The sequence below is a fragment of the Euzebyella marina genome (genome assembly GCF_003687485.1).
Lineage (GTDB): Bacteria > Bacteroidota > Bacteroidia > Flavobacteriales > Flavobacteriaceae > Euzebyella > Euzebyella marina.
Genome location: NZ_CP032050.1, coordinates 4,059,939 through 4,082,727 on the forward strand (window position 1 = coordinate 4,059,939; position 22,789 = coordinate 4,082,727).

The window sequence follows — 22,789 nt, forward strand, 5'->3', positions numbered from 1 at the left end:
CCAAATTATGAAACTGATTTTAAGAATATTGCTCAGCGCTCTAGCCGTAATTATTTTAGCCCAAGTGCTTCCGAATGTTTCAGTTGACAGTTACTTCACCGCAGTAATCGTGGCCATTGTTTTAAGTCTATTGAATTTCATTGTTAAACCTATTTTGGTCATTTTAACCTTACCGGTAACCATATTGACATTAGGGCTTTTTCTTCTAATAATCAATGCGATCATTATTCTTTTGGTCGATAATTTAATCGACGGGTTTTCTGTTGATGGTATATGGTGGGCTTTGCTTTTCAGCCTATTGCTTTCGTTCTTACAGTCGATACTGTTCTCAATTTTGAAAGAGGACAAAACATCTTAGCGAGGCTTTGAACGCCAATGACTTAAAAACTTTGGTGGGGTACATTAATTATAGTATTTTTGCCACCCATTTTAGGGAAATAAAAAGAATATCTAGATGAACATCACTAAAGAACAGATTGACGAGTTAAACGCCGTCGTAAAAGTAGCCATCACCAAGGAGGATTATCAGGATAGAGTGGATGGCATTCTAAAAGACTACCGAAAGTCTGCCAACATTCCCGGCTTTAGAAAAGGTCACGTGCCCATGGGCCTTATCAAAAAGCAATACGGCAAAGCCGTTTTAGTCGACGAAGTGAACAAATTACTTCAAGACAACCTTAATAAATACCTTACGGAAGAGAAATTGGATGTTCTGGGCAACCCGCTTCCGAAACAACAAGATAATTTTGATTGGGATAAAGAAGAACTTAGTTTTGAGTTCGAACTTGGCTTGGCCCCTAGCTTCGAGGTTCCTTTAGAGACCAAAGACCCAATTACACAATATAAGATTATTGCCGATAAAGAAATGGTCGATGAGCAAGTCAAGCGCATTCAAAAGCAATATGGTAAATTGGTCAACCAAGAAGAAGTAGATAAAAACTTCGAAGTAACCGGAACCTTCAAAAATGAAGCCGAGGAAATCGACAACAAGACCACTCTTGAACTTGACAAAATCAAAAGTAAAAAAGCCATCGATAGTCTTTTGGGCAAAAAAGTAGGTGACACTGTTTCCTTAAAGTCAAAAGGTCTTTTTAAAGAAGACTATTTACTTTCAAGTGTTTTCGGCATTTCTCAAGACAAGGCCAAAGATTTGGATATTGAGGCCGACTTCACCATCGAAGAAATCAACAAGAGAGAATTGGCAACTCTTGACCAAGAGCTTTTTGATAAGCTTTTCGGTAAAGACGAAGTGAAGTCTGAAGACGAATTGAAAGAAAAAATCAAAGAAGATTCTGAAAAACAATTCGAACAACAGGCCGATCAAAAGTTATTGAACGACATTACCGAATATTTTATTGATAATACCTCTTTTGAGCTTCCTACAGGTTTTCTTACCAAATGGATTCAGATGACAGGTGAAGAACAGCTTACCGAACAACAGGCCAATGAAGAGTATGAGAAGTCTGAAAAAGGTTTGCGTTATCAACTAATCGAAGGTAAGATCATCAAAGAAAATGACCTTCAGATTCAATTGGAAGAACTAAAGGAATTTGCCAAAGGTTTTATCAAATCTCAAATGGCCCAATTCGGTCAGTTGAATCCGCAGGAAGAAGAATTGGAGAACATCGCCAATAGGGTTTTGAGCAACCAAGACGAAGTGAAGCGTTTGTCTGAACAGCTGATGAGCCAAAAACTTCTTGACCTATATAAAGAGAAGGTAAATCTTAAGACCAAACAGATTACTTACGAAGACTTTGTAAAGGAAGTATACGGTTAATTTTCCGAAAAATAATAAGTATCTTTACAGTGCCGAAAATTAATTTTCGGCACTTTTTTTTATCTTTTACCTACGAGTAAATTAACATTGAAAGAACCATGGATTACGCAAAAGAATTCAAGAAATACGCTATAAAAGACCAAGGTATCAGCAGTACTTATTACGACTCGATAGTAAGTAGCATGTACCCCGTGGCCTTGACACCCAACATCATCGAAGAAAGACAAATGAACGCAGTCGCAATGGATGTGTTCTCTCGTCTTATGATGGACCGTATCATATTTTTAGGTACCGGAATCAATGATCAAGTCGCCAATATTGTGCAGGCCCAACTTCTTTTTCTGGCCAGCACCGATTCGGCAAAAGACATTCAGATTTACATCAATTCGCCAGGAGGCAGCGTTTATGCCGGGTTAGGTATTTACGACACCATGCAGTTCATATCTCCTGATGTTGCGACCATCTGCACCGGTATGGCCGCATCGATGGCCGCCGTGCTTCTTTGCGCAGGGCAAAAGAACAAGCGTAGTGGTCTGCCCCACTCAAGAGTAATGATCCACCAGCCTATGGGCGGTGCGCAAGGTCAGGCTAGTGATATAGAAATTACTGCTCGTGAAATTCTAAAGCTCAAACAAGAACTTTACGAAATCATATCTAAGCATTCAGGCCAAACAATCGACAAGGTCAACGAAGACAGTGACCGAGACTATTGGATGAAGGCACAAGAGGCGAAAGCCTATGGTATGATCGATGAGATTTTGGTAAGGGATAAAGAGTAATTTCGACGGAACATCGAGTAACGATGGTTTTTCATCTAATATGACAAACCAAAACGAAAAACTTTTCGTTTATTCTTCGATGGTAAGCACACACGTATGGCAAAGGAAAATTTAGAATGTTCGTTTTGTGGAAGAAAAAAGCCCGAGACCAATCTTTTGATTGCAGGGCTAGATGCGCATATCTGTGACCGTTGTATTGAACAAGCTCATGGTATAGTCGCAGAAGAGTCACGACAGACTAAAACAAATGATCTTTCTTCTGAACTAACATTAAAGAAGCCTCAAGATATCAAGGCTTTTTTAGACACTTTTATTATTGGACAAGAACGTACCAAAAAGGTAATGTCGGTTGCGGTTTACAACCACTACAAACGCCTTTTGCAACCTAAGTCCAATGATGATGATATCGAAATTCAAAAGAGTAATATTATCATGGTCGGCCAGACCGGTACCGGTAAAACACTTATGGCCAAGACCATTGCAAAAATGCTCAATGTACCGCTGGCTATCGTTGATGCCACAGTATTAACGGAAGCCGGTTATGTAGGTGAAGATGTTGAAAGTATTTTAACGCGCTTGTTACAAGCAGCCGATTACAATCTTGAAAAAGCAGAAAGAGGAATTGTCTTTATAGATGAGATAGATAAGATTGCAAGAAAGAGCGACAACCCTTCCATAACACGAGATGTTTCCGGTGAAGGGGTTCAACAAGGTCTTTTGAAACTTCTTGAAGGCACTGTTGTGAACGTACCACCAAAAGGTGGGCGTAAGCACCCAGACCAGAAGTTTATCGAGGTTAATACCGAAAATATTCTTTTTATTGCAGGAGGCGCTTTTGATGGTATCGAACGTACCATTTCAAAACGTTTGAACATGCAAGCTATTGGGTACAGTGCCGCGAAGACAGATGACAATTTAGATCAAGACAATATTCTTCAGTATATCATTCCAAAAGATTTGAAGGAATTCGGATTGATTCCTGAAATAATAGGTCGTCTTCCTGTATTAACGCATATGAATCCTCTAGATTCGAAAACACTTCGGGCAATTCTTACTGAGCCTAAAAATGCTATAATCAAGCAATATGAGAAGTTGTTCTCTATGGATGAGATTGAGTTCACCATAACTCCTCAGGCTTTAGATTATATCGTTGAAAAAGCAATAGAATATAAACTTGGCGCTAGAGGTCTTCGCTCTTTATGCGAGGCAATCTTTACCGATGCCATGTTCGAAATGCCTAGTAACGAAGAAACCGAGTTCAAGGTTACCAAAGCTTACGCAGAAGATAAACTCTCGCATGAGACCATTAAAAAACTTAAGGCTGTTTCTTAGCTTCTAAAGAGTATTTAAAAAATAGATAGGAATAAAAAAGCGGTTTTTAAACCGCTTTTTCCTTTTTTGTATTTGATTTATCCGCTTTATGCGTAACCGTATTCAACAGGTCTAGACAGACTTTTTGAATTATTTTATCATCGGTGTACATATGATGACCGAACCCTTCAATAAGTTCTGGGTTTATTTTCATCTTTTCATACCAAGCGGTCTTTGGTCTGTAAATATCATTATCGCCAAAAATTAACCGAATTTCACAATTAGGCTTTTCGTCTTCCGATCGTACGCGGGTTGAAGAAACTGCATAAAAAGACTTCATTGGCAAACCTTGAATACCTGCTTTCCAAGCAATCGCACCCCCAATACTAAAGCAAAGGTAATGGGCCGGTTCTTTTTCTTTCTTTAACAAATGCGCCACAGCGGTATCAATGCCCCCGTTCATAAAGGCATTATGAATGTTCTCTTCTGTATTTACAGGAAGTTTTAGATTTGCCAGCTGCTGGCTATCATAAAAAGTAATATTAAAGTATTGCTGAAGATAGCCTAAGTACGATGTAATCCAAAGTCCTTTTTTTGAACCCCACATGTCGGAGATGATCACAAGTCTTTCTGCCATAATTCTTTAGATTAAAATGTCGGTCGGTTAAGTTTAATATCCAATTTGAGTATTAAACGACAATTTTCCTCTTTTATTTGTTCATGTGAAGCAATTCTTCGATATAGTCACGCTTATTTGACAATCGGGGAATCTTATGCTGACCACCCAGCTTGTCTTTTGCCTTCAACCAATCATAGAAAAGGTTTTCTCTCGCCATATGTACTTTAGGGCTCTTGAGAGTAATGTTATTATACCGCTTTGCCTCGTAATCAGAGTTTAAAGATTTTAAGGCATTGTCTAAAAACTCGGTAAAATAAGCTAGATCTTTTGGGGGCGTTCTGAATTCGATTATCCATTCATGGGCCCCTTTTTCATTCCCATCCATAAAAACAGGTCCGGCCGTATAATCCTTGATTTCCGCACCGGTTTTTTTACAAATACTTTTTAGTGCTTCCTCGGCATTTTCTATAATAAGTTCTTCACCGAAAACATTTATATGGTGCTTCGTACGACCTGTAATTTTAATTCGATAAGGGCTGATGGAAGTAAACCGAACTGTGTCCCCAATCTTGTAACGCCATAAACCAGCATTAGTGGTAATTATGATAGCATAATTTACATTGATTTTAACTTCCCATAAAGGTATGGCCTCCTGTTGTTCGGTACCGTAAACATCCATAGGTATAAATTCATAGAAAATACCATAGTCGAGCATCAGAAGTAGGTCATCGGCCCCATTTCTGTCTTGAATGGCGAAGAAACCTTCTGAAGCATTATAGATTTCGTAATACTTGAAACTCTTGCGTGGCAGCAACTTTTTATACTGGTCTTTGTAAGGGCTAAAATTGACGCCTCCATGAAAATAAACCTCTAAATTTTCCCAAACTTGAAATAGATGGTCTTTACCGGTTTCTTGAATCACATTGTTGAGCAAGACCAGCATCCATGAGGGAACACCTGCCAAGCTCGTGACATTTTCTTGGGTACTTTCTTTAATAATTGCCTTTAGCTTACTTTCCCATTCGCTCATCAAAGACACCTTATTACTTGGTGTACTACTAAATTCGGCCCATAAGGGCATATTATCGATGAGAATGGCCGACAAATCACCAAAAACGGAACCGTTATCTTGATACAACTCTTTACTACCACCAAGCCGTAAACTTTTGCCGGTGAACAATTGGGAATCTTCATTATTGTTAAGGTAGAGACACAGAAGATCTTTGCCCGATTTATAATGGCAATCTTCCAAAGCTTCGGTACTTACCGGAATGAACTTACTTTTCGCATTGGTCGTACCACTACTTTTGGCAAACCATTTAATCGACGTGGGCCAAAAGAGGTTCTGCTCACCTCTTCTTGTACGCTCTATTAAGGGCTCAACCTCTTCATAAGTGACTATAGGAAGGCGATTTTTAAAAGTCTTATAATCTTCAATCGACTGAAAGTCATACTTCTTTCCGATTTCGGTATCCTCCGCTATTTCAAGCAACTGATCAAGCACCTCTTCTTGAACTTCGGCCGGGTATTTCAAAAAAAGTTCTATTTGATGATATCTTTTTTTGAGCAGCCACGATGCAATGGAATTAAAAAGCGGAATCGGCATTTTTAGGTATCTTTAACCTGCTAAAATTAGCTTTATTAGTTATCATATTCAAATCGAAAAATCTTTTATGCAGTACGAAGGCGTATTACGAAAAATGCAAACCGAACCCGGAGATCCGATCCAATATTTTATGCTTTTTGAGAACGATTTTCTCAATGTAAATCAAATTCTTGACAAAACACTGCAAATCGATTTTATTAAATATCAATGTCTTAATTGCGGGCAAGACAGGCCTATTTATCGACAAGGCTTCTGTAAAACTTGCTTTTACGAAACACCTGCGGCTGGCGATTGGATCATGAAACCAGAATTAAGCACGGCACATTTAGACCAAGAAGACCGAGATCTCGAGTATGAAAAAAAGGCACAGCTACAGCCACACATTGTTTATTTGGCTAACTCCAGCAACATCAAAGTGGGCGTTACCAGAAAATCGCAAGTACCAACGAGGTGGATCGACCAAGGTGCCCATGAAGCTATTGAAATAGTAGAAGTACCCAATAGATATTTGGCCGGAATCACTGAAGTTGCCCTCAAAGATCATATTGCCGACAAAACAAATTGGCGTAAAATGCTTACCAATGACGTAGAAGACGAAGATTTGGTCGAATGGCGAAACAAGCTAAGAACCTACATACCCGAAGAAGCTCAGGAATATTTTATTGCATCTAATTCAGAGACCAATCTTAACTTTCCTGTACTACAGTACCCAAAGAAGGTTAAAAGCCTTAATTTAGATAAAACACCTTCGTACAAAGGAGTTTTAAAAGGTATTAAAGGACAATATTTCATATTTGAAGACAATACTGTTTTTAATGTTAGAGGTAGCGAAGGTTATTATGTTTCACTGACTATCGCCTAATAAGTTAGGCCTTCGCAGGCAAAATCATCATCTATCCAGTTAAGGCAAAATTTAAGAGGTGACTAAATTTGATTACCTCAATTCTAAAATCATGTTTATGAACAATGTCATCAATTTAGTTAATAGGCCCACTGGAAAACCTCAACTAAGCGATTTCAAATTTACGGAAGAGCCGCAACCCAAAATCGAGGATGGTGAAATTTTACTTCAGTCAAAGTATATTTCCGTCGACCCTTATTTAAGGGGAAGAATGAACGATGAAGAGTCATACATCCCTCCTTTCGAGCTTAATGCTCCAATGGAATCAACGGTAGTTGCGGAAGTAATGGATTCTAAAAATTCAAATTTTGCTAAAGGAGATTTCGTCTTTGGCATGCTTAAATGGAAAGAGTTTCAAACATCTGCAGGAACCGGGTTAAACAAGGTCGACCCCAAGAAGGCGTCTCTATCGGCCTATCTCGGAATTTTAGGGCTTACTGGGCTTACCGCCTATATCAGCCTCGAAAAAATAGCTGATCTTAAAGAAGGTGAAACCCTTTTGGTTTCGGGAGCTTCTGGCGCCGTGGGAAGTACCGTGGGTCAAATAGGAAAAATCAAGGGATGCAGGGTTGTCGGTATTGCCGGCAGCGATGAAAAATTAGACCTGATGAAAGACAAGTTTGGTTTTGACGAGGGCATCAATTACAAAAAGACAGATGATATGATCGCGGCCGTGGCCGAAGCTTGCCCAAACGGTGTTGATGTTTATTATGACAATGTGGGCGGAGAGATTTTAGATGCGGCCCTCAACAACATCAATAAGAACGGAAGGGTCATTAACTGTGGGGCCATTTCTTTATATAATGCGAAACAAACCCCGACAGGCCCTCGTCATGAAGGTATTTTAGTCAAAAAAACGGTATTGATGCAGGGCTTCTTGGTCAGAGACCATGCGAAAGAATTTGGAAATGCCATTCAACAATTGGCTCAATGGTTACAGGAGGGGAAAATAACTCATGAAGAGACGATTGTCGAAGGTTTCGAGAACATTCCGCAAGCATTTCTCGATATTTTTGAAGGAAAGAATAAAGGTAAAATGGTTGTAAAGATATAAGCACTTGCTTGTGAATGAATGCTTCATCAACTAAAAATAGCACTTCAAAAAGTAACTGGCCAACGATTGTTTCGTTGGCCATTTTGGGTCTATTGGTGGTAGGTTATTTTACCGTTCCCTCGATTCAGCAATTTTTCGATGAGGCATGGGCCGTCTTGAAAAGTGGGGATAATGAAAAAACCAAAAGCTGGGTCGAAAAATTTGGTGCTTGGGGTCCGTTGGTTCTAATCTTAGCGATGATTGCACAGATGTTTTTAATTGTCATCCCCTCCATTATGCTCATGGTTGTTTCCATTATTGCCTACGGGCCTATTTGGGGCAGTTTAATAGTTTTCGCCTCCGTTTTCTGCGCTTCGAGTGTGGGCTACTTTATCGGCAGTTTATTGGGGCAAGGTCGAGTGGAGAAAATCATCGGCCATAAATCGGAGAAAAAGGTTGAAAAGTTTTTGGATGATTACGGATTTTGGGCAGTAATCATCACTAGGCTCAATCCCTTTTTATCAAATGATGCAATCAGTTTTGTCGGGGGAATTTTAAAAATGGGCTATTGGAAGTTTATAGGAGCCACTTTGATAGGTATAGCCCCTCTCATATTTTTTATCGCCCTTCTAGGAAAAAATAGCGATAACTTGAAAACAGGCCTACTTTGGGGTTCTTTGGCCAGTTTAGCACTTTTCTTAGCCTACATTTGGTGGGACAAAAAGAGAAAAGAATCTTAAGTACACTAAATGGGTCATTATAGGCCAAGGCTTTCATCTTCCTTTACTTTAAGATTTTCCTAATTCCATCCTCGCTTCGACCAACTATTGTCATTTTAGCATTCTATTTTTTTCTCATTCTTAAATCCTTCTATAAACTCATCAATTTCAGATAATTAAATCTTACCTTATGTAGAGATAACCTCCCTCCCATGAACAAAAGAACTTTTATAAAAAGATTTGGCCAATTGGCTATTTCGGTACCCCTTCTACCAAATACCACTCTTGGTAATCACCCGAAATCCTTTCACACCAGAACAGTTTCCGATGATTTTTGGATGAACATCCGTTCAGACTATGACCTGAAACCCGATTATATCAATCTTGAGAGCGGCTACTACAATATCATTCCGCGACCTACCCTAGAAAAACTTCAAGGGCACATGCGAATGGTTAATTACGAAGGCTCTTATTACATGCGTACCGTTCAATGGGACAATAAAAAAAATGCTGCCAAGCGATTGGCCAATCTGGTCAATTGCGCACCTGATGAACTTATCATTACTCGGAATGCCACAGAATCTCTTGACCTAATTATCGCAGGATATCCTTGGAAAAAGGGAGATGAGGCTATAATGGCGGAACAAGATTATGGAGCCATGCTTGAGCAGTTCAAATTAGCTTCAAAACGCTACGGAATCAACAATAAGCTGGTTTCTGTTCCCAATCATCCTAAATCCGATGAGGAAATTATAAGACTTTATGAAGAAGCTATCACACCAAAGACCAAGTTAATTTTTGTAAGTCACATGATTAACATAACGGGGCACATTCTTCCTATTAAAAAAATATGTGCCATGGCACATCAAAAAGGAGTAGAGGTCTTGGTTGACGGAGCACATTGCATCGGGCATTTTGAAGTTGATATTGATGACCTCGGCTGTGATTATTATGGCACGAGTCTTCACAAATGGTTGGCCGCGCCACTCGGTGCTGGCTTCTTGTATGTTTCAAAAAGCAAAATTGCAAAAATATGGCCCCTCTTGGCAGAGCATGACCGCGAACCCGACGACATCGGCAGACTGAACCATACAGGCACGCACCCCGTCCATACCGATTTAACTATTAACGATGCCATAGATTACCACGAGCAAATTGGCATGAAACGTAAAGAAGACCGCTTAAGATATTTGCAACGTTATTGGAGTGATACCATTCGACCATTAAAAAATGTGATAGTAAATACACCTGTGGATCTTGAGCGCAGCTGCGGAATTGCCAATGTGGGCCTCGCCAATATGACGCCCAAAGAATTAGCCGACCGACTCATGGAAGATTTCAAAATATTCACTGTAGCGGTAGATGGCGCCAATGTTCATGGCTGCAGAATCAGCCCCAATGTTTTTACCACTACAGATGAACTCGACCAATTCATCGATGGCATTAAAACTTTGGCAAAGACTGGTTAAAGCCGGATTTAAGGAATCATTTTAATTGCCCGAAGACTTTTGGTCCGTCTCTTTCTTTTTACCACCTAACAGACCTCCCAAAATATTCTTGGCTTTTTCTTTAACCACATCTTCATCCGTTTTCTTGACGGTATCTGTGGCAGCCTCGTTGACCGTATCTTTTTTGGCGCCTCCAAGAATACCCCCAATCACATTCTTCACATCTTCTTTCGTATTCGCGGCCTTAGCAGAATCAGTTTTGCTTTTATTTTTATTAAGCACCTTACCTATTAAATCTTTGGCCTTGTCTTTACCTTTATTGATCAATTTTTGCTTCTGAATTTCAACCAATTGATTGGTCAACGATTTGATACCGGCCGTCAAATCGGTACTCACGTTCGGACTTGAATAATTACCACCAATATTCGCTACCACCGGAACAGTCAAATTTTGTAGACTACTATCATCGATTTCAGCAATCAATTTGTTTACCTCTTTGCCCAAATACTTTGCTGGAACTTCCATCACAGCCTTATAGTTCAACTTTCTATCGAACGAATGGTTACCATCTACATTAATGGCAATATCTTTATACTTAAGTGTGAAAGGTTTTACGTTCACTAACCCATTTTCAAATGACAATTTGGTCTTTAATTCGTCAAGATTGAGCTTTTGTAAATCGATAAAATCCAGTTTACCATCCAAGGCCGATAATAATGGAGCCTTTTCCGAATTGATTTCACGAGTCATTACATTGGCCAAAATGTTACCACTTAACGTTAGAAGGTCAGGTAGCAAATCATCAGTAAGCTTACCCGAGAGTTGTATATCAGAATCGAGTTTACCCTGTAATATCTGGGCTATTGGGGCCAAAGATTTAAAAAGCTCCAATGATTGAAAGGTTTCGGCTATCTCCAGTTTTTGCATATCGAGCTTCATGGCGAAAGAAGGCGTTTCTTCTTTAGTAGAAACTTCACCATTGAAAGCCATTTTACCATCAAAAATCGATGATGTCATATTTGAAAGAGTCGCCTTCTCATCTTTAATTCGTAGCGTGCCTTTTACATCTTTGAGCGTCAAATTATCGTACAATACGGTGTTTGCCGATGCATTGATGGTCGCATCTAAAAATGAAGGAATCTTAATTTTCTCTTCGGTCGTCGAGCCTTTCGAAGTACCTTTTTCATCTTCGGAGCCGGAATTATCTTCAGCACTTTCCTCTTCGACCATAAAATCGTTTAAAGCAAACGTGTTGGAAGTCAAATTAAAATTACCTTCTACCATTTCATCATTGAACATGAAGCCCAATAAATTATTGATGGTACCCGTTGCGCTGAAATCAGTTTTTCCTGTACTACCGCTCAATTCGTTCAATGTAACCGTTTTCGGATTGAAGGTCATTTGAGTGGTTTTGAGCTTTACGGGGTTAGGAATTTCTTCAGACTTATACTCAAAATCGCTTAGTTTAAGATTTCCGTTGGTCTTAGTATTGGCGTACTGCTTTTTTTCTATGGAATTCATATCGAAGGCCGTATTGACATCGGCCACCAATAATCCCTTTAAATTCAACCCAGGAGGGACAGGATATGCCTTTTCAATGTTTGCCAAGTTCATTCTACCATCTATATGGGCATCTACTTTTGTATTGCCCATCAATTCGCTAATCTTGGCGTTCATATTAAACTTGTCCTCATCAATCATAAAAGACAACCTTTCAATATCGACTCGGGTATCTTCTACAATTCCGGAGGTATTAATAATCTCGGTATCAATAAAAACATTTCGAACCGATTTGGGCAAATCAGGGTATTTGAAGGAAGCATTTTCAGAATTAATCTTAATGTTGAACTTGGGTATATGCTCTTCATCTACTACACCATTAAACTCTCCTTCAACAATAAAATTCCCTGTAGTTTTTACGTTCTCAATATTTTTACTGTAGGTCTCAGGAATAACCGCCAGAAAGTTTTTAAAATCTGAGGATGGTGTCTTGAAGCTGATATCTATTTCTTGGTTGTTCTCGTTGACCTTCACAAAGCCATCGAATACCAAAGGCAATTGGTTAACGTATGCCTCATTTTTCAGAAAAGAATATTTATTCTCATTCAAATCTATACCCACTAGCGCATCGAGTTGCACTTTATTCCTATTGAGATAATTGGTACTATCCATTTCAAATGAGACCAGCGCATTGGTGTTGGTCTGCAGTTCAGAAGTGGTTAAAGACAAATCACCATTGCCCTTATGCTGCATCTCTTCTATTACCAACTTCATACCGGCCGCTCGGTCATTATAAACGATTTTGGCATTCGAAATTTCGTAAGATTGCATATCGAAACTAAAACCTTCGGTACTGCTAGTTTGTGAGGTTTCAGGGGTACTGGTATCCTCTTTGGCAATGTCAAAACTGGCATTCTCTTGCTCATCAATGGTCATATTCAACAAAGCCCCATCAATGGTAAGGCTCCTAATGCCAATAGGCTCACCGGCTCCTTTAAAAAGTTCACCTAGACCCATTTTTAAAGCCACTTGGTCTGAAGCAAAAAGAGTGTCGCCCTCAAAAGGAGCCTTATTAATGAGGGTTACCTTTTTCAACCCAACTTCGGCATTAGGAAAGCTTTTTATAAGACTTAAGTCAGCCTCCTCAAAGTCTAAGGTGGCATTGAGGTTGTTATTGACATTGTTCTTAATAATATCGCCAATTTTGGCCTCTAAAAAAAATGGGATTGCAATCAGCAGCGCAATAATCAACACCACTACTATACCTACTATCTTGAAAATTTTCTTTTTCATATATTTTTTTCTTGAACCGGTATTTGAACCAACTTTTTAAAGGTGGTAACCTACCTAAAATTCATTTGTTGTATTGGCTCATTACTACAGTTTATTGGCCGTATCGATACAACTCTCAAATTGAACGGTTATTATACCTCTAGTTCAATTTCTTCACCAATCTGCAGTTTGAACCTCTTTCTTAGTATATATACGAAAAGATACAGGAAAGGAGTGTCTATGAATGCTATAAAAATCTTAAAAATGAAGCCGCTCACTACGAGTCCGAAGAAAAGCTCCCAGGGCAAAATCTTAAAAATACAAAGCAGGCCAACTACGGTGAAGGTATCTATAAACTGAGAGAGAAAAGTTGAGAAATTGTTACGCACCCATAGGTATTTACCTTTCGTGACCCTTTTCCAAAAATGATAAATGGCTATATCAATATACTGCGCCAGCAGATAGGCAATCATAGAGGCAAAAACGGCAATAGGTGATAGAGCAAACACTTTGGTAAAAATCTCATCATTAATGGGAGATGAATCAATAGCAGGAGCTATTTCGGCGATTAAAATAATTCCCATAGAAAAGAACGAGGCAAAAATACCGGCCGTAACTATTTGATTGGCCTTCTGCCTACCATAAATTTCAGAGATTAAATCGGTAATCAAGAAAGTTATCGGATAGGGCAGAATACCCACGGATATTTCAAAAAGCGACACCCCAAAAACTTCAACATCACCAAAGGGATTCCAATAGAAAAATTTTTGAAAAATTAGATTCGACACCACTAGTGAGGTAATGAACAAAGCTCCTAAATAAAGGTAAATTTTATAGGCGAGGCGCTTATCTTTTGCAGTCATAAGGTTTGAAGTCATCGTAGCTGTCTAAACAAGATACTCTCTTGCGCTTGTTTATCTTTACAAAACAACAAAAATTAGCTAATAAGCCATAACCGAAACCCTTATAAAAGGCTTCAACACATAGCATTTTGGAAACCTTTTAAAAAATATAGGTTGAACCTAAAGTTATTTAAATAATTACCTTGGCTTTTTAGCGACACCTTACTTAATGGTAAGAACAAAGGGCATTCTTGCCTGAACCCCCTTTTGGTCCATTGCCGTGCGCACCTCTTTTAAAATGGAATAAGCCTCGGTTCCTATTTCGTCTTTGATGAACTTTTCCTTCAGACTGGCAGAAGCTCCCCCTAGATCTTCCATAAATCTTTCGAGGCCCGTCTTGTATTTAGGGAATTTCTTAATGCCATAACTATCAATACCCGCTAACTCCGCTGCACTATTAATGGCGTCTTCTAGGTTACCCAGTTCATCTACCAGACCCAGTCTTTTGGCATCGACCCCGCTCCACACCCTGCCTTGGGCCAGGCTATCAGCTTCTGCCATTGAAATATTTCTGCCTTGGGAAACTCTTTCTAAAAATGTTTGATAGGTACTTTCGATTCCTTCTTGAACCACTTTTCTAAAACCTTCATCCATCGGTTCGAACAAAGAATATTCTACGGCGTTTTTATTGGTACCCACCTGTTCGGCGTTTATGCCGATATCTTCTGCAAGTTGCGCCATATTTGGTACAGTTCCAAAAACCCCGATAGAACCCGTTACAGTGGTCGGTTCAGCAAAAATTTTATCCGCACCGACCGAAATGTAGTACCCTCCCGACGCGGCTACATTGCCCATTGAAACCACAACAGGCTTCACTTCTTTGGCCAATTCAACCTCACGCCAGATGATATCGGAGGTTAGGGCGCTGCCCCCAGGTGAATTGACCCTTAAAACAATCGCCTTTACTTCTTTATCTTCCCTTGCTTTGATGATAGCTTCATTAATGATGCCTTGACCTATAACATCAGTCCCACCCTCACCATAAAGAATCTCACCTTGGGCAAAAACAATGGCTATCTTATCCTTACCTTTTTTCAAAACTTTTTTATTGGACCTTAACACGTAATCGCTTAATTGAACGATGTTTAAATCCTCATCAGCTCCTAAGTCCAAGGCATTTCGCAACTTACCTTCGTATTGATCATAGAATGCTATTTCGTCAATTAGACCAGAGTTAAGCGCATATTCTGGGGAGCGACCTCCTAAGGTATCGGCAATTATATTCAGATTTTCAGCACTGATATTTCTTCCTTCTGAAATATCATCGACCATCGAATTCCACAACGAACCTATCAGTTCTTTGATTTGTTTTCTGTTCGCATCGCTCATTTCATTAGCAATAAATGGCTCGACCGCACTTTTGTATTTTCCGTGACGAATCACCTCTAGCTTCACTCCTGTCTTTTCTTGTAAATCTTTAAAAAACAGCACCTCTGAAGAAAGTCCCCTAAAATCAAGAACCCCCACCGGATTTAGAAAAACACTATCGGCAACACTGGCGAGGTAGTAATCTTTTTGCATGTAGAAATCGCCATAGGTATAAATAAACTTACCACTTTCTTTAAACTCGTGAAGTGCTTTTCTAATGGCCTGAGTCTGTGCCAAACCAGCCATAATAAAGTTGTTGTTGATACTAATACCTTTAATATCATTGTCATCTTTCGCCACCATAATGGCCTGAAGAATTTCATCTAGCCCTTGGTTCTGTTCAAATAGCCCTCCAGCAAAGGGATCTAGAGCGTTATCACCGACATAATCGCTAATAGGTTGCTGAAATTGAAGTTCTAGAACAGAGTTGGGCTTAACGGCAACCGTCTCATCGCTGCTACTTACAATACCTACAAACAGAAAAAACATGACGAAGATGATACCACAAGCTATCATGCAGCCCAATATGGCCGCCAAAAGGTTTCTTAAAAATTTCATACTCTAAAATCGATTCTAGAATCTATCGGTCGTTCGAAAGTTGAAATTGTTACTTCCAATAAGAAATAACTTCAAATCAAGAATTAACCGATAATCGCATTTATAAAATGCTCAAAGATAATACACCCCAGCTAGATACCATTGGCAGTAAGCAAAAGCGTTATTTATAATTTCGACCAAGCCCTCAATTAGCTTTTATGGCGACAGTATCGAATTTCAATATTTAAAAAATGGTGAATAACTATTGATAAACGGTCGCTGAACTTACCCACTTCTTTTTGTTATTTTGTCTTACAAATATGGCCGAACATAAACTTGCATATCTGTCGTTGGGCAGCAACCTGGGCGACACCCTGAACAACCTACAATCTGCGGTATTTTCGATTCAGAAAATGGCGGGGGATGTGCAACGCATTTCGCCCATCTATAAAAGCAGTGCTTGGGGATTTGATTCCGATGATTTCTTGAACGTATGCTTGTCAATCAGTACTGCACTATCACCCCAAAAACTTTTAGACACCCTTTTAAAGATTGAAAGCCAGCTGGGAAGGGTACGATTCAAAGAAGAGGGCTACCAAGCTCGAACCATTGACATTGACATTCTTTATTACGATCGTGAAACGTTATTTACGGAAACATTGGTCATACCCCACCCCGAAATGTGCTATCGCAAATTCGTTCTCAAACCGTTAGCGGATATTGCCCCACAATTCTATCATCCGGTGGTTAACAAAGATACACGCAACCTTATTCAGGAATGTCGCGACAAGGGCCGCCTCGAAAAAACGGTTTTCAGATTATATAAAAACCGTGAAGAGCTATTTGCCAACACTAACTTTATTGCCATTGAAGGCAATATTGGGGCTGGTAAGACTACTTTGGCGCATAAAATTTCTGAGGACTTTAATGGTAAATTGGTCTTGGAACGCTTTGCCGACAACCCTTTTCTTCCGAAGTTTTACGAGGAAAAAGCTAGATACGCCTTCCCATTAGAAATGTCTTTTTTGGCCGACCGATACCAACAATTTACCGACGACACCTCACAATACGATCTTTTCAGAAGCTTTATGGTCAGTGATTATGATATATATAAATCATTGATTTTTGCAAGAATTACGCTGCAGCAAGATGAATACGCCCTTTATCGCAAGCTGTTCCATTTGATGTACAAAGAGGTCAAAAAGCCCAAAATATATGTTTACCTCTACCAATCGACCGATAGGTTATTGGAAAACATTAAAAAAAGAGGCCGGGATTACGAGCAAAGTATCGACCCTACGTACTTAGAACAAATCAATAAGGGGTATTTTGATTTCATCAAAAGTTATCCAGAGCAGAACAATCTGGTCATTGATTTAGAGGATCTTGATTTTGTGGAAAGTCAAGATGACTATGAGACTATTCTTGATAAGATTTTAAAGTTTGCCGTTCACTTACCCTCGGTACGCTCCTAATTAGCTTTCAGGGCATTTAACTTCGACCAAAAATCCCAAACAACGACCCCGGCACTGACCGAAATATTCAAGGAATGTTTGGTACCGTATTGAGGTATCTCGATAACCCCTTGGCAAGAGTTCACTACAAGTTGGGCCACACCCTTTACTTCATTACCGAAAACCAGGGCATACTTATGGTCGGCCCGCACATTAAACTCATTTAAGAATTGGGCACCTTCAGCCTGTTCTATTGCCAAAGTCACATAACCTTCTTTGTTCAAAGTATCTATTAATTCGACGGTATCTTTCACGTAATGCCATTCGACACTTTCGGTAGCACCCAACGCCGTCTTTCTAATGTCTTTATGAGGAGGGGTTGCCGTTATGCCGCACAGGTAAATTTTTTCAATCAAAAAAGCATCAGCAGTTCTAAAAACCGAACCTATGTTATTAAGGCTTCTAATATTATCCAATATCAATACTATAGGTACTTTCTGAGCCCTTTTAAACGATTCGACATCAAGCCTTTCCAGTTCTTCGTTTCTTAGTTTTCTCATATTTCTTGATATCTGCCCTTTTGAAGAAACCAATGTTGATAAAGTTATTCCTAAATATCAACAACTGTGGGGTTTCCGTGGCAAAATTGATACATTCGTTCTTTGAACTTGCGGGCAAAAATAGCCTTTATAAATTGGATTGAGCCATATGGGAAAAGCAAAAAAAGTCACTCCTTTAATGAAGCAGTACAATAGCATCAAGACAAAGTATCCTGATGCCCTTCTGCTGTTTCGCGTGGGCGATTTTTATGAAACCTTTGGAGAAGATGCCGTAAAGGCTTCCAAAATTTTAGGCATCATTCTTACCCATAGAAATAACGGAGGTGACCGCACCGAGTTAGCCGGTTTTCCCCATCATTCGCTCAACACCTACTTACCCAAATTGGTCAAAGCAGGGCAACGGGTTGCTATTTGTGATCAGCTCGAAGACCCAAAAATGACCAAGACCATCGTCAAAAGAGGGGTTACAGAACTTGTAACACCCGGTGTGGCGATGAACGACGATATTTTAAATGCCAAGTCGAACAATTTTTTATGCGCCGTTCATTTTGGCAGAAAGTTACTCGGTGTTTCATTCGTCGATATTTCTACCGGTGAGTTTTTGACCGCTGAAGGTTCTGAAGAACAAATTGACAAACTGCTTCAAAACTTTGCACCGAACGAGGTACTGGTACCGAAAACCCACAAAAAAGAATTTTTGGAACTTTTCGGGAATCAATTTCACACTTTCTTTATGGAAGATTGGGTCTTTCAAGAAGATTATGCATTAGAAACGCTCACCAATCATTTCAAGACCAAAACGCTAAAGGGGTTCGGGGTCGACCACTTGAACCTAGGGGTTATAGCTTCCGGGGTGGTCTTACATTACCTTTCGGAGACCCAGCATAGGCAATTACAGCACATCAGTAACCTTAAACGCATTCCGGAAGAAGAATATATCTGGATGGATCGGTTTACCATCAGAAACCTCGAGCTATACCATTCACCGCATCAGAATGCCGTAACCCTACTGGATATCATCGATAAAACGATATCACCCATGGGAGGTAGAATGTTAAAGCGATGGTTAGCACTCCCCCTAAAAAATATTGAAAAAATCAAGCGTCGTCATCAAGTAGTCGCCCACTTAGTTACCGAAGAGGGGCTGCATCAAAAACTGCAGCAATCGATTAAGCAAATGGGCGATTTAGAACGCTTAATTTCGAAGGTGGCTACGGGCAAAATCAACCCAAAAGAGGTTGTTCAACTTAAAAATTCGCTGGAAGCCGTAGTGCCTGTCAAACAAATTACCGCAGATTGCCAGTCGGAGGCTCTCAACCTCATCTCAGACCAATTGAACACTTGCGATCTGCTTCGCCAAAGAATCAAGGAAATGCTTGACGAAGAAGCACCGGTAAACATGTCGAAAGGCAAGACCATCGCAGATGGCTTTTCCTCCGAATTGGATGAATTAAGATCATTGGCCTTTTCAAGCAAAGATTATTTAGACCAAATGCTCGCCCGCGAAACAGAGCGAACCGGCATCACATCTCTTAAGATTGCATCAAACAATGTTTTCGGCTATTACATCGAGGTTCGCAATACGCACCGTGATAAAGTACCTGGCGAATGGACCCGCAAACAAACCCTCGTGAATGCCGAGCGCTATATTACCGAAGAATTGAAAGAATATGAGGCGAAAATTCTTGGGGCGGAAGAGCGCATTCAGAGTCTCGAGTCACAATTGTTCTCGCAACTGGTGGTTTGGATGCAAGAATACATCAACGCAGTTCAGAACAATGCACATCATATTGCCCAATTGGATTGTCTTTGCGGTTTTGCCCAGCTCGCTAAAGAGAATAATTATGTGGAGCCAGAGGTAGACGAGACTACTGATATTGAAATCACCAATGGCAGACACCCCGTAATTGAAAAACAGCTGCCTTTGGGCGAGGCTTACATCGCCAATGATGTACTTTTAAATCGTGACGACCAGCAGATAATAATGATTACCGGGCCCAATATGAGCGGTAAGTCTGCTATATTAAGGCAAACCGCCCTAATCGTTCTCTTGGCCCAAATGGGTTGTTTTGTGCCGGCCGAAGCTGCAAAAATTGGTTACGTAGACAAAATATTTACTCGCGTAGGTGCTAGCGACAACATTTCTATGGGAGAATCGACCTTCATGGTAGAAATGAACGAAACGGCCTCTATTTTGAATAATCTTAGTGAGCGCAGCCTGGTCTTACTCGATGAAATAGGCCGTGGTACCAGCACCTATGACGGCATTTCAATTGCGTGGGCCATCAGTGAATATCTACATGAGCATCCGGCTCGTGCCAAAACTCTTTTTGCTACCCATTATCATGAAATCAATGAAATGGCCAACACCTTCGAGCGAATCAAGAATTACAACGTTTCGGTGAAAGAACTGAAAGACAATGTACTCTTCTTACGTAAGTTGACCCCGGGTGGCAGTGAGCACAGCTTTGGTATTCATGTGGCCAAAATGGCGGGTATGCCGCAACAAGTGATCCATAAAGCGAACAAGATTCTAAAAAAGCTAGAGAAATCACACTCGAGCGAAGAGCTTACCGATAAAATTCAGTTGGCCCAAGACGAGATGCAGCTTAGCTTTTTTAACCTAGACGACCCGTTATTGGAGCAAATAAAAGAAGAAATCGTTCATTTAGATATCAATACGCTCACGCCTGTTGAAGCGTTGATGAAATTGAACGAGATTAAGCGCATGCTGAGCAAAAGCAAAAAAGCGACTTCTTAAATTCGTCATATTCAAAGGAAAGGAAAATTGATGCAAGTTTTAATTAGTTTTTCTTTGCAATTTATATAATTGTATTAAATTTGCATCCGCTAACAAACCGAGTTAGTTTGTTCTTTTAAATGCGAAAATAGCTCAGTTGGTAGAGCGCCACCTTGCCAAGGTGGAGGTCGCGGGTTCGAATCCCGTTTTTCGCTCAAAACTAACGCCGCTTGCCGGCGTTTTTTTATTTATGAGTTAGCGATAGCTCTTAGCTTTTGATTTCTGTTTTAAACAGAAATAAAGCAAGCCAATAGAGGCTCGAGTGGTGGAATTGGTAGACACGTTGGACTTAAAATCCAATGGCCATTATGGCCGTGCGGGTTCAAGTCCCGCCTCGAGTACACCAAAACCCTGTTAATCAATTGATTTTCAGGGTTTTTTATTTTAAACAGTAACAGAATAGTAACAATTACTATTCAATATTCGAAGTTTGAGATAATAAATTGGGGGTTTAGAATTATTTTCTTTTAATAAGTGCGAGAAGCTATTGCACTAAATCAAATAGTAGGTTATTCTCAAATTCAGTTGCTGGACTGCATACCGTTTCAATCTCTGAACCATACAACAAAAAACCAAAAATATCAATTGGCTGAACGCATTCAACGCAATTATCATTATGAATATATTCTTCCCTGAGTTGCATTAAAAGTCTGCCTAATGCATTCTTACCGACTAATAGGTTTTTTTCAACTTCAACAGCAGCCCAATCTTTATCTTTATCAGATAATTCTACTATTGCCTTACTGTTCGTATTGATTAAAATTTTAGAAAATTCATCAAAGTTCTGAGACAGTTTAACCTTAAGAACCCAATACATTATTGAATATTTAACTTCCTCCCAATCCTGTCTTGTGTATTGTAAATATTTTCTGCTTTTCATTTTGGCAGTCATAGGACTATTCTGCTCAATAATCTCTTGCTGTATTGCTGGAAACAAAGGAAAACGGCAAGCTTGGTACAAGGCTTCTGCCGAAGGAATGATAATATCATTTACGCGAAGTGAATAACCCGGGGCCATATTGGACAACCCTCCAAAATTAGCTTTAGTGCTTTTAAAAAAGACTACTTCGTTTTTATTATAAGTACGTTCTGTAATTTTCATTTTGTACAATATAGAAATTTTTATCTATTGCCCTCTGTTCTTAACGCAAAAAAGTGGCGTCCAATTGTGTCCTGACACATCCCACCAAAAAACTAATGGACAAGTATTAGAGATATTGCGCCAAGTAAAAAACAATGTGCCTGTACCAAAAGTTTTATGAGAACGAACCGTATCACCTAATGGGCGTTTTCGTCTATCTGGATCATCTTTTTGAACCTTCCTAAGAAGTTCAATTCCTTTTTCCAAAAAAATTTTTTCAAGTTTGATTCTGTTCTCAGGACTACTAAAAAATGTTTCGGTTTTCGGTAAGTTGGAGGGCCTAAAAGCAGGTACGCTATCATTTTCAGCTTCCAATCCCGCCAAATATTCTAACGTTTTTTGTGATTGCTCTTCTATTGGATATACACAATTCAATTTTTGATTTTCTGCAATCCATTTTGTTTTAATATGATTCTCAACCACATAGTCTTTACCAACTATAAGAGTCTTTTTAATTTTATCGTCAAATTGCTTCATTAAACGCCATTCCATATTGCTATAACCAAATGAATGATAACAAAACAAACTAATGGCTAATGTCTTTGTTTTATTGATAATAGCCTTATAATTTTCGCTTACGCCATCATCCTTAGATTCAAGCCAGTTTGATAAATCACGAAACACCGTACCGCCAGTTGCTAAAATATCGTCAAAATAAATGTAGTTTGCCTTAGGGTTATCAATGCTGTCCTTGTAATTAATCATATACTCTCTCTGAAGAATATCATCAATTAGCACAAGTAGTTCGGATTGACTCTTATAGTTTTGTTGGGTATCGAAAAAATGTGTGTTAACCACCATTTCATTCATTGTTTTATAACCATAAAACTTCTGAATTTCTAATAGTCTTGTGCGTAATAAATCTTTAGCCTTTTCCTTCGATATATAAACTTCTGGTAAAAAATATAATAACTCACTCAATACAAATTCTGCATCATCACCAAATTGATTTGCCCAATTTATTATATGCTCAACCGTTATCTCAAACTTTCTGTCGGGATAGTCACACTGGTAGTCCTTTATAATTTCATATATTTTTTCTACTATTTCTTTCATCAATTT

Annotated in this window: 18 protein-coding genes and 2 tRNA genes; 12 read left to right on the forward strand and 8 right to left on the reverse strand. The window is 39.4% G+C overall.

What is annotated here, in order from left to right; translation table 11 throughout:
* Positions 1 to 7: 7 nt before the first annotated feature.
* The 4 genes from D1013_RS17515 to clpX all read left to right on the forward strand — a co-directional run bounded on the left by D1013_RS17515 (position 8) and on the right by clpX (position 3,888).
* The gene (locus tag D1013_RS17515; protein ID WP_121850056.1) at positions 8 to 358 is read left to right on the forward strand and encodes a phage holin family protein; all 351 of its coding nucleotides are present in this window, start codon (positions 8 to 10) and stop codon (positions 356 to 358) included.
* Between the two features lie 96 nt (positions 359 to 454).
* A complete protein-coding gene (gene tig / locus D1013_RS17520) occupies positions 455 to 1,777 on the forward strand; it encodes a trigger factor (RefSeq protein ID WP_121850057.1) in 1,323 nt (440 codons plus the stop codon).
* A gap of 98 nt (positions 1,778 to 1,875) precedes the next feature.
* Positions 1,876 to 2,556, forward strand: coding sequence for an ATP-dependent Clp endopeptidase proteolytic subunit ClpP (gene clpP, locus D1013_RS17525; protein WP_121850058.1), 681 nt, complete (start codon positions 1,876 to 1,878; stop codon positions 2,554 to 2,556).
* 96 nt (positions 2,557 to 2,652) lie between these two features.
* Positions 2,653 to 3,888, forward strand: coding sequence for an ATP-dependent Clp protease ATP-binding subunit ClpX (gene clpX / locus D1013_RS17530; RefSeq protein ID WP_121850059.1), 1,236 nt, complete (start codon positions 2,653 to 2,655; stop codon positions 3,886 to 3,888).
* Positions 3,889 to 3,934: 46 nt separating this feature from the next.
* Here clpX and D1013_RS17535 read toward each other — a convergent pair whose 3' ends face one another.
* Both D1013_RS17535 and D1013_RS17540 read right to left on the reverse strand, forming a co-directional pair.
* Positions 3,935 to 4,504, reverse strand: coding sequence for a hypothetical protein (locus D1013_RS17535; protein WP_121850060.1), 570 nt, complete (start codon positions 4,502 to 4,504; stop codon positions 3,935 to 3,937).
* Positions 4,505 to 4,577: 73 nt separating this feature from the next.
* Positions 4,578 to 6,092, reverse strand: a complete 1,515-nt coding sequence (locus D1013_RS17540; RefSeq protein ID WP_121850061.1) for a GH3 auxin-responsive promoter family protein — start codon at positions 6,090 to 6,092, stop codon at positions 4,578 to 4,580.
* Positions 6,093 to 6,159: 67 nt separating this feature from the next.
* Between D1013_RS17540 and D1013_RS17545 the strand changes: the two genes are divergently transcribed.
* The 4 genes from D1013_RS17545 (at position 6,160) to D1013_RS17560 (ending at position 10,214) form a co-directional block, all read left to right on the forward strand.
* A complete protein-coding gene (locus D1013_RS17545) occupies positions 6,160 to 6,954 on the forward strand; it encodes a DUF2797 domain-containing protein (RefSeq protein ID WP_121850062.1) in 795 nt (264 codons plus the stop codon).
* Positions 6,955 to 7,051: 97 nt separating this feature from the next.
* On the forward strand, positions 7,052 to 8,047 hold the full coding sequence (locus D1013_RS17550) for an NADP-dependent oxidoreductase (RefSeq protein WP_121850790.1): 996 nt from the start codon (positions 7,052 to 7,054) through the stop codon (positions 8,045 to 8,047).
* 14 nt (positions 8,048 to 8,061) lie between these two features.
* A complete protein-coding gene (locus D1013_RS17555; protein ID WP_121850063.1) occupies positions 8,062 to 8,766 on the forward strand; it encodes a TVP38/TMEM64 family protein in 705 nt (234 codons plus the stop codon).
* Positions 8,767 to 8,957: 191 nt separating this feature from the next.
* On the forward strand, positions 8,958 to 10,214 hold the full coding sequence (locus D1013_RS17560; protein ID WP_121850064.1) for an aminotransferase class V-fold PLP-dependent enzyme: 1,257 nt from the start codon (positions 8,958 to 8,960) through the stop codon (positions 10,212 to 10,214).
* A gap of 21 nt (positions 10,215 to 10,235) precedes the next feature.
* Here the strand turns inward: D1013_RS17560 and D1013_RS17565 are convergent, their stop codons facing one another.
* The 3 genes from D1013_RS17565 to sppA all read right to left on the reverse strand — a co-directional run bounded on the left by D1013_RS17565 (position 10,236) and on the right by sppA (position 15,793).
* Positions 10,236 to 12,986, reverse strand: a complete 2,751-nt coding sequence (locus D1013_RS17565; RefSeq protein WP_121850065.1) for an AsmA family protein — start codon at positions 12,984 to 12,986, stop codon at positions 10,236 to 10,238.
* A gap of 131 nt (positions 12,987 to 13,117) precedes the next feature.
* Entirely contained in the window at positions 13,118 to 13,828 is a 711-nt protein-coding gene (locus D1013_RS17570; protein WP_121850791.1) for a queuosine precursor transporter, read from the reverse strand.
* 201 nt (positions 13,829 to 14,029) lie between these two features.
* On the reverse strand, positions 14,030 to 15,793 hold the full coding sequence (gene sppA, locus D1013_RS17575; protein ID WP_121850066.1) for a signal peptide peptidase SppA: 1,764 nt from the start codon (positions 15,791 to 15,793) through the stop codon (positions 14,030 to 14,032).
* A gap of 299 nt (positions 15,794 to 16,092) precedes the next feature.
* Between sppA and folK the strand changes: the two genes are divergently transcribed.
* Positions 16,093 to 17,247 (forward strand): 2-amino-4-hydroxy-6-hydroxymethyldihydropteridine diphosphokinase, encoded by a 1,155-nt coding sequence (gene folK / locus D1013_RS17580; RefSeq protein WP_121850067.1) that lies wholly within the window; start codon positions 16,093 to 16,095, stop codon positions 17,245 to 17,247.
* On the opposite strand, the gene D1013_RS17585 is transcribed toward folK, so the two are convergent.
* On the reverse strand, positions 17,244 to 17,786 hold the full coding sequence (locus D1013_RS17585) for an RNA methyltransferase (RefSeq protein ID WP_121850068.1): 543 nt from the start codon (positions 17,784 to 17,786) through the stop codon (positions 17,244 to 17,246). The genes folK and D1013_RS17585 overlap by 4 nt on opposite strands.
* Before the next feature lie 148 nt (positions 17,787 to 17,934).
* On the opposite strand from D1013_RS17585, the gene mutS reads away from it, so the two are divergent.
* The 3 genes from mutS to D1013_RS17600 all read left to right on the forward strand — a co-directional run bounded on the left by mutS (position 17,935) and on the right by D1013_RS17600 (position 20,927).
* The gene (gene mutS / locus D1013_RS17590) at positions 17,935 to 20,547 is read left to right on the forward strand and encodes a DNA mismatch repair protein MutS (RefSeq protein WP_121850069.1); all 2,613 of its coding nucleotides are present in this window, start codon (positions 17,935 to 17,937) and stop codon (positions 20,545 to 20,547) included.
* A 121-nt stretch (positions 20,548 to 20,668) separates the two neighbouring features.
* Positions 20,669 to 20,741: transfer RNA gene (locus D1013_RS17595), tRNA-Gly, on the forward strand.
* A 101-nt stretch (positions 20,742 to 20,842) separates the two neighbouring features.
* Positions 20,843 to 20,927, forward strand: a tRNA-Leu gene (locus D1013_RS17600).
* 143 nt (positions 20,928 to 21,070) lie between these two features.
* On the opposite strand, the gene D1013_RS17605 is transcribed toward D1013_RS17600, so the two are convergent.
* Together D1013_RS17605 and D1013_RS17610 are read right to left on the reverse strand one after the other, a co-directional pair.
* A complete protein-coding gene (locus D1013_RS17605; RefSeq protein WP_121850070.1) occupies positions 21,071 to 21,688 on the reverse strand; it encodes an NADAR family anti-phage protein in 618 nt (205 codons plus the stop codon).
* Positions 21,689 to 21,712: 24 nt separating this feature from the next.
* Complete coding sequence (locus D1013_RS17610) at positions 21,713 to 22,783, reverse strand: phosphoribosyltransferase-like anti-phage protein (protein WP_121850071.1); 1,071 nt, start codon at positions 22,781 to 22,783, stop codon at positions 21,713 to 21,715.
* Positions 22,784 to 22,789: the final 6 nt, after the last annotated feature.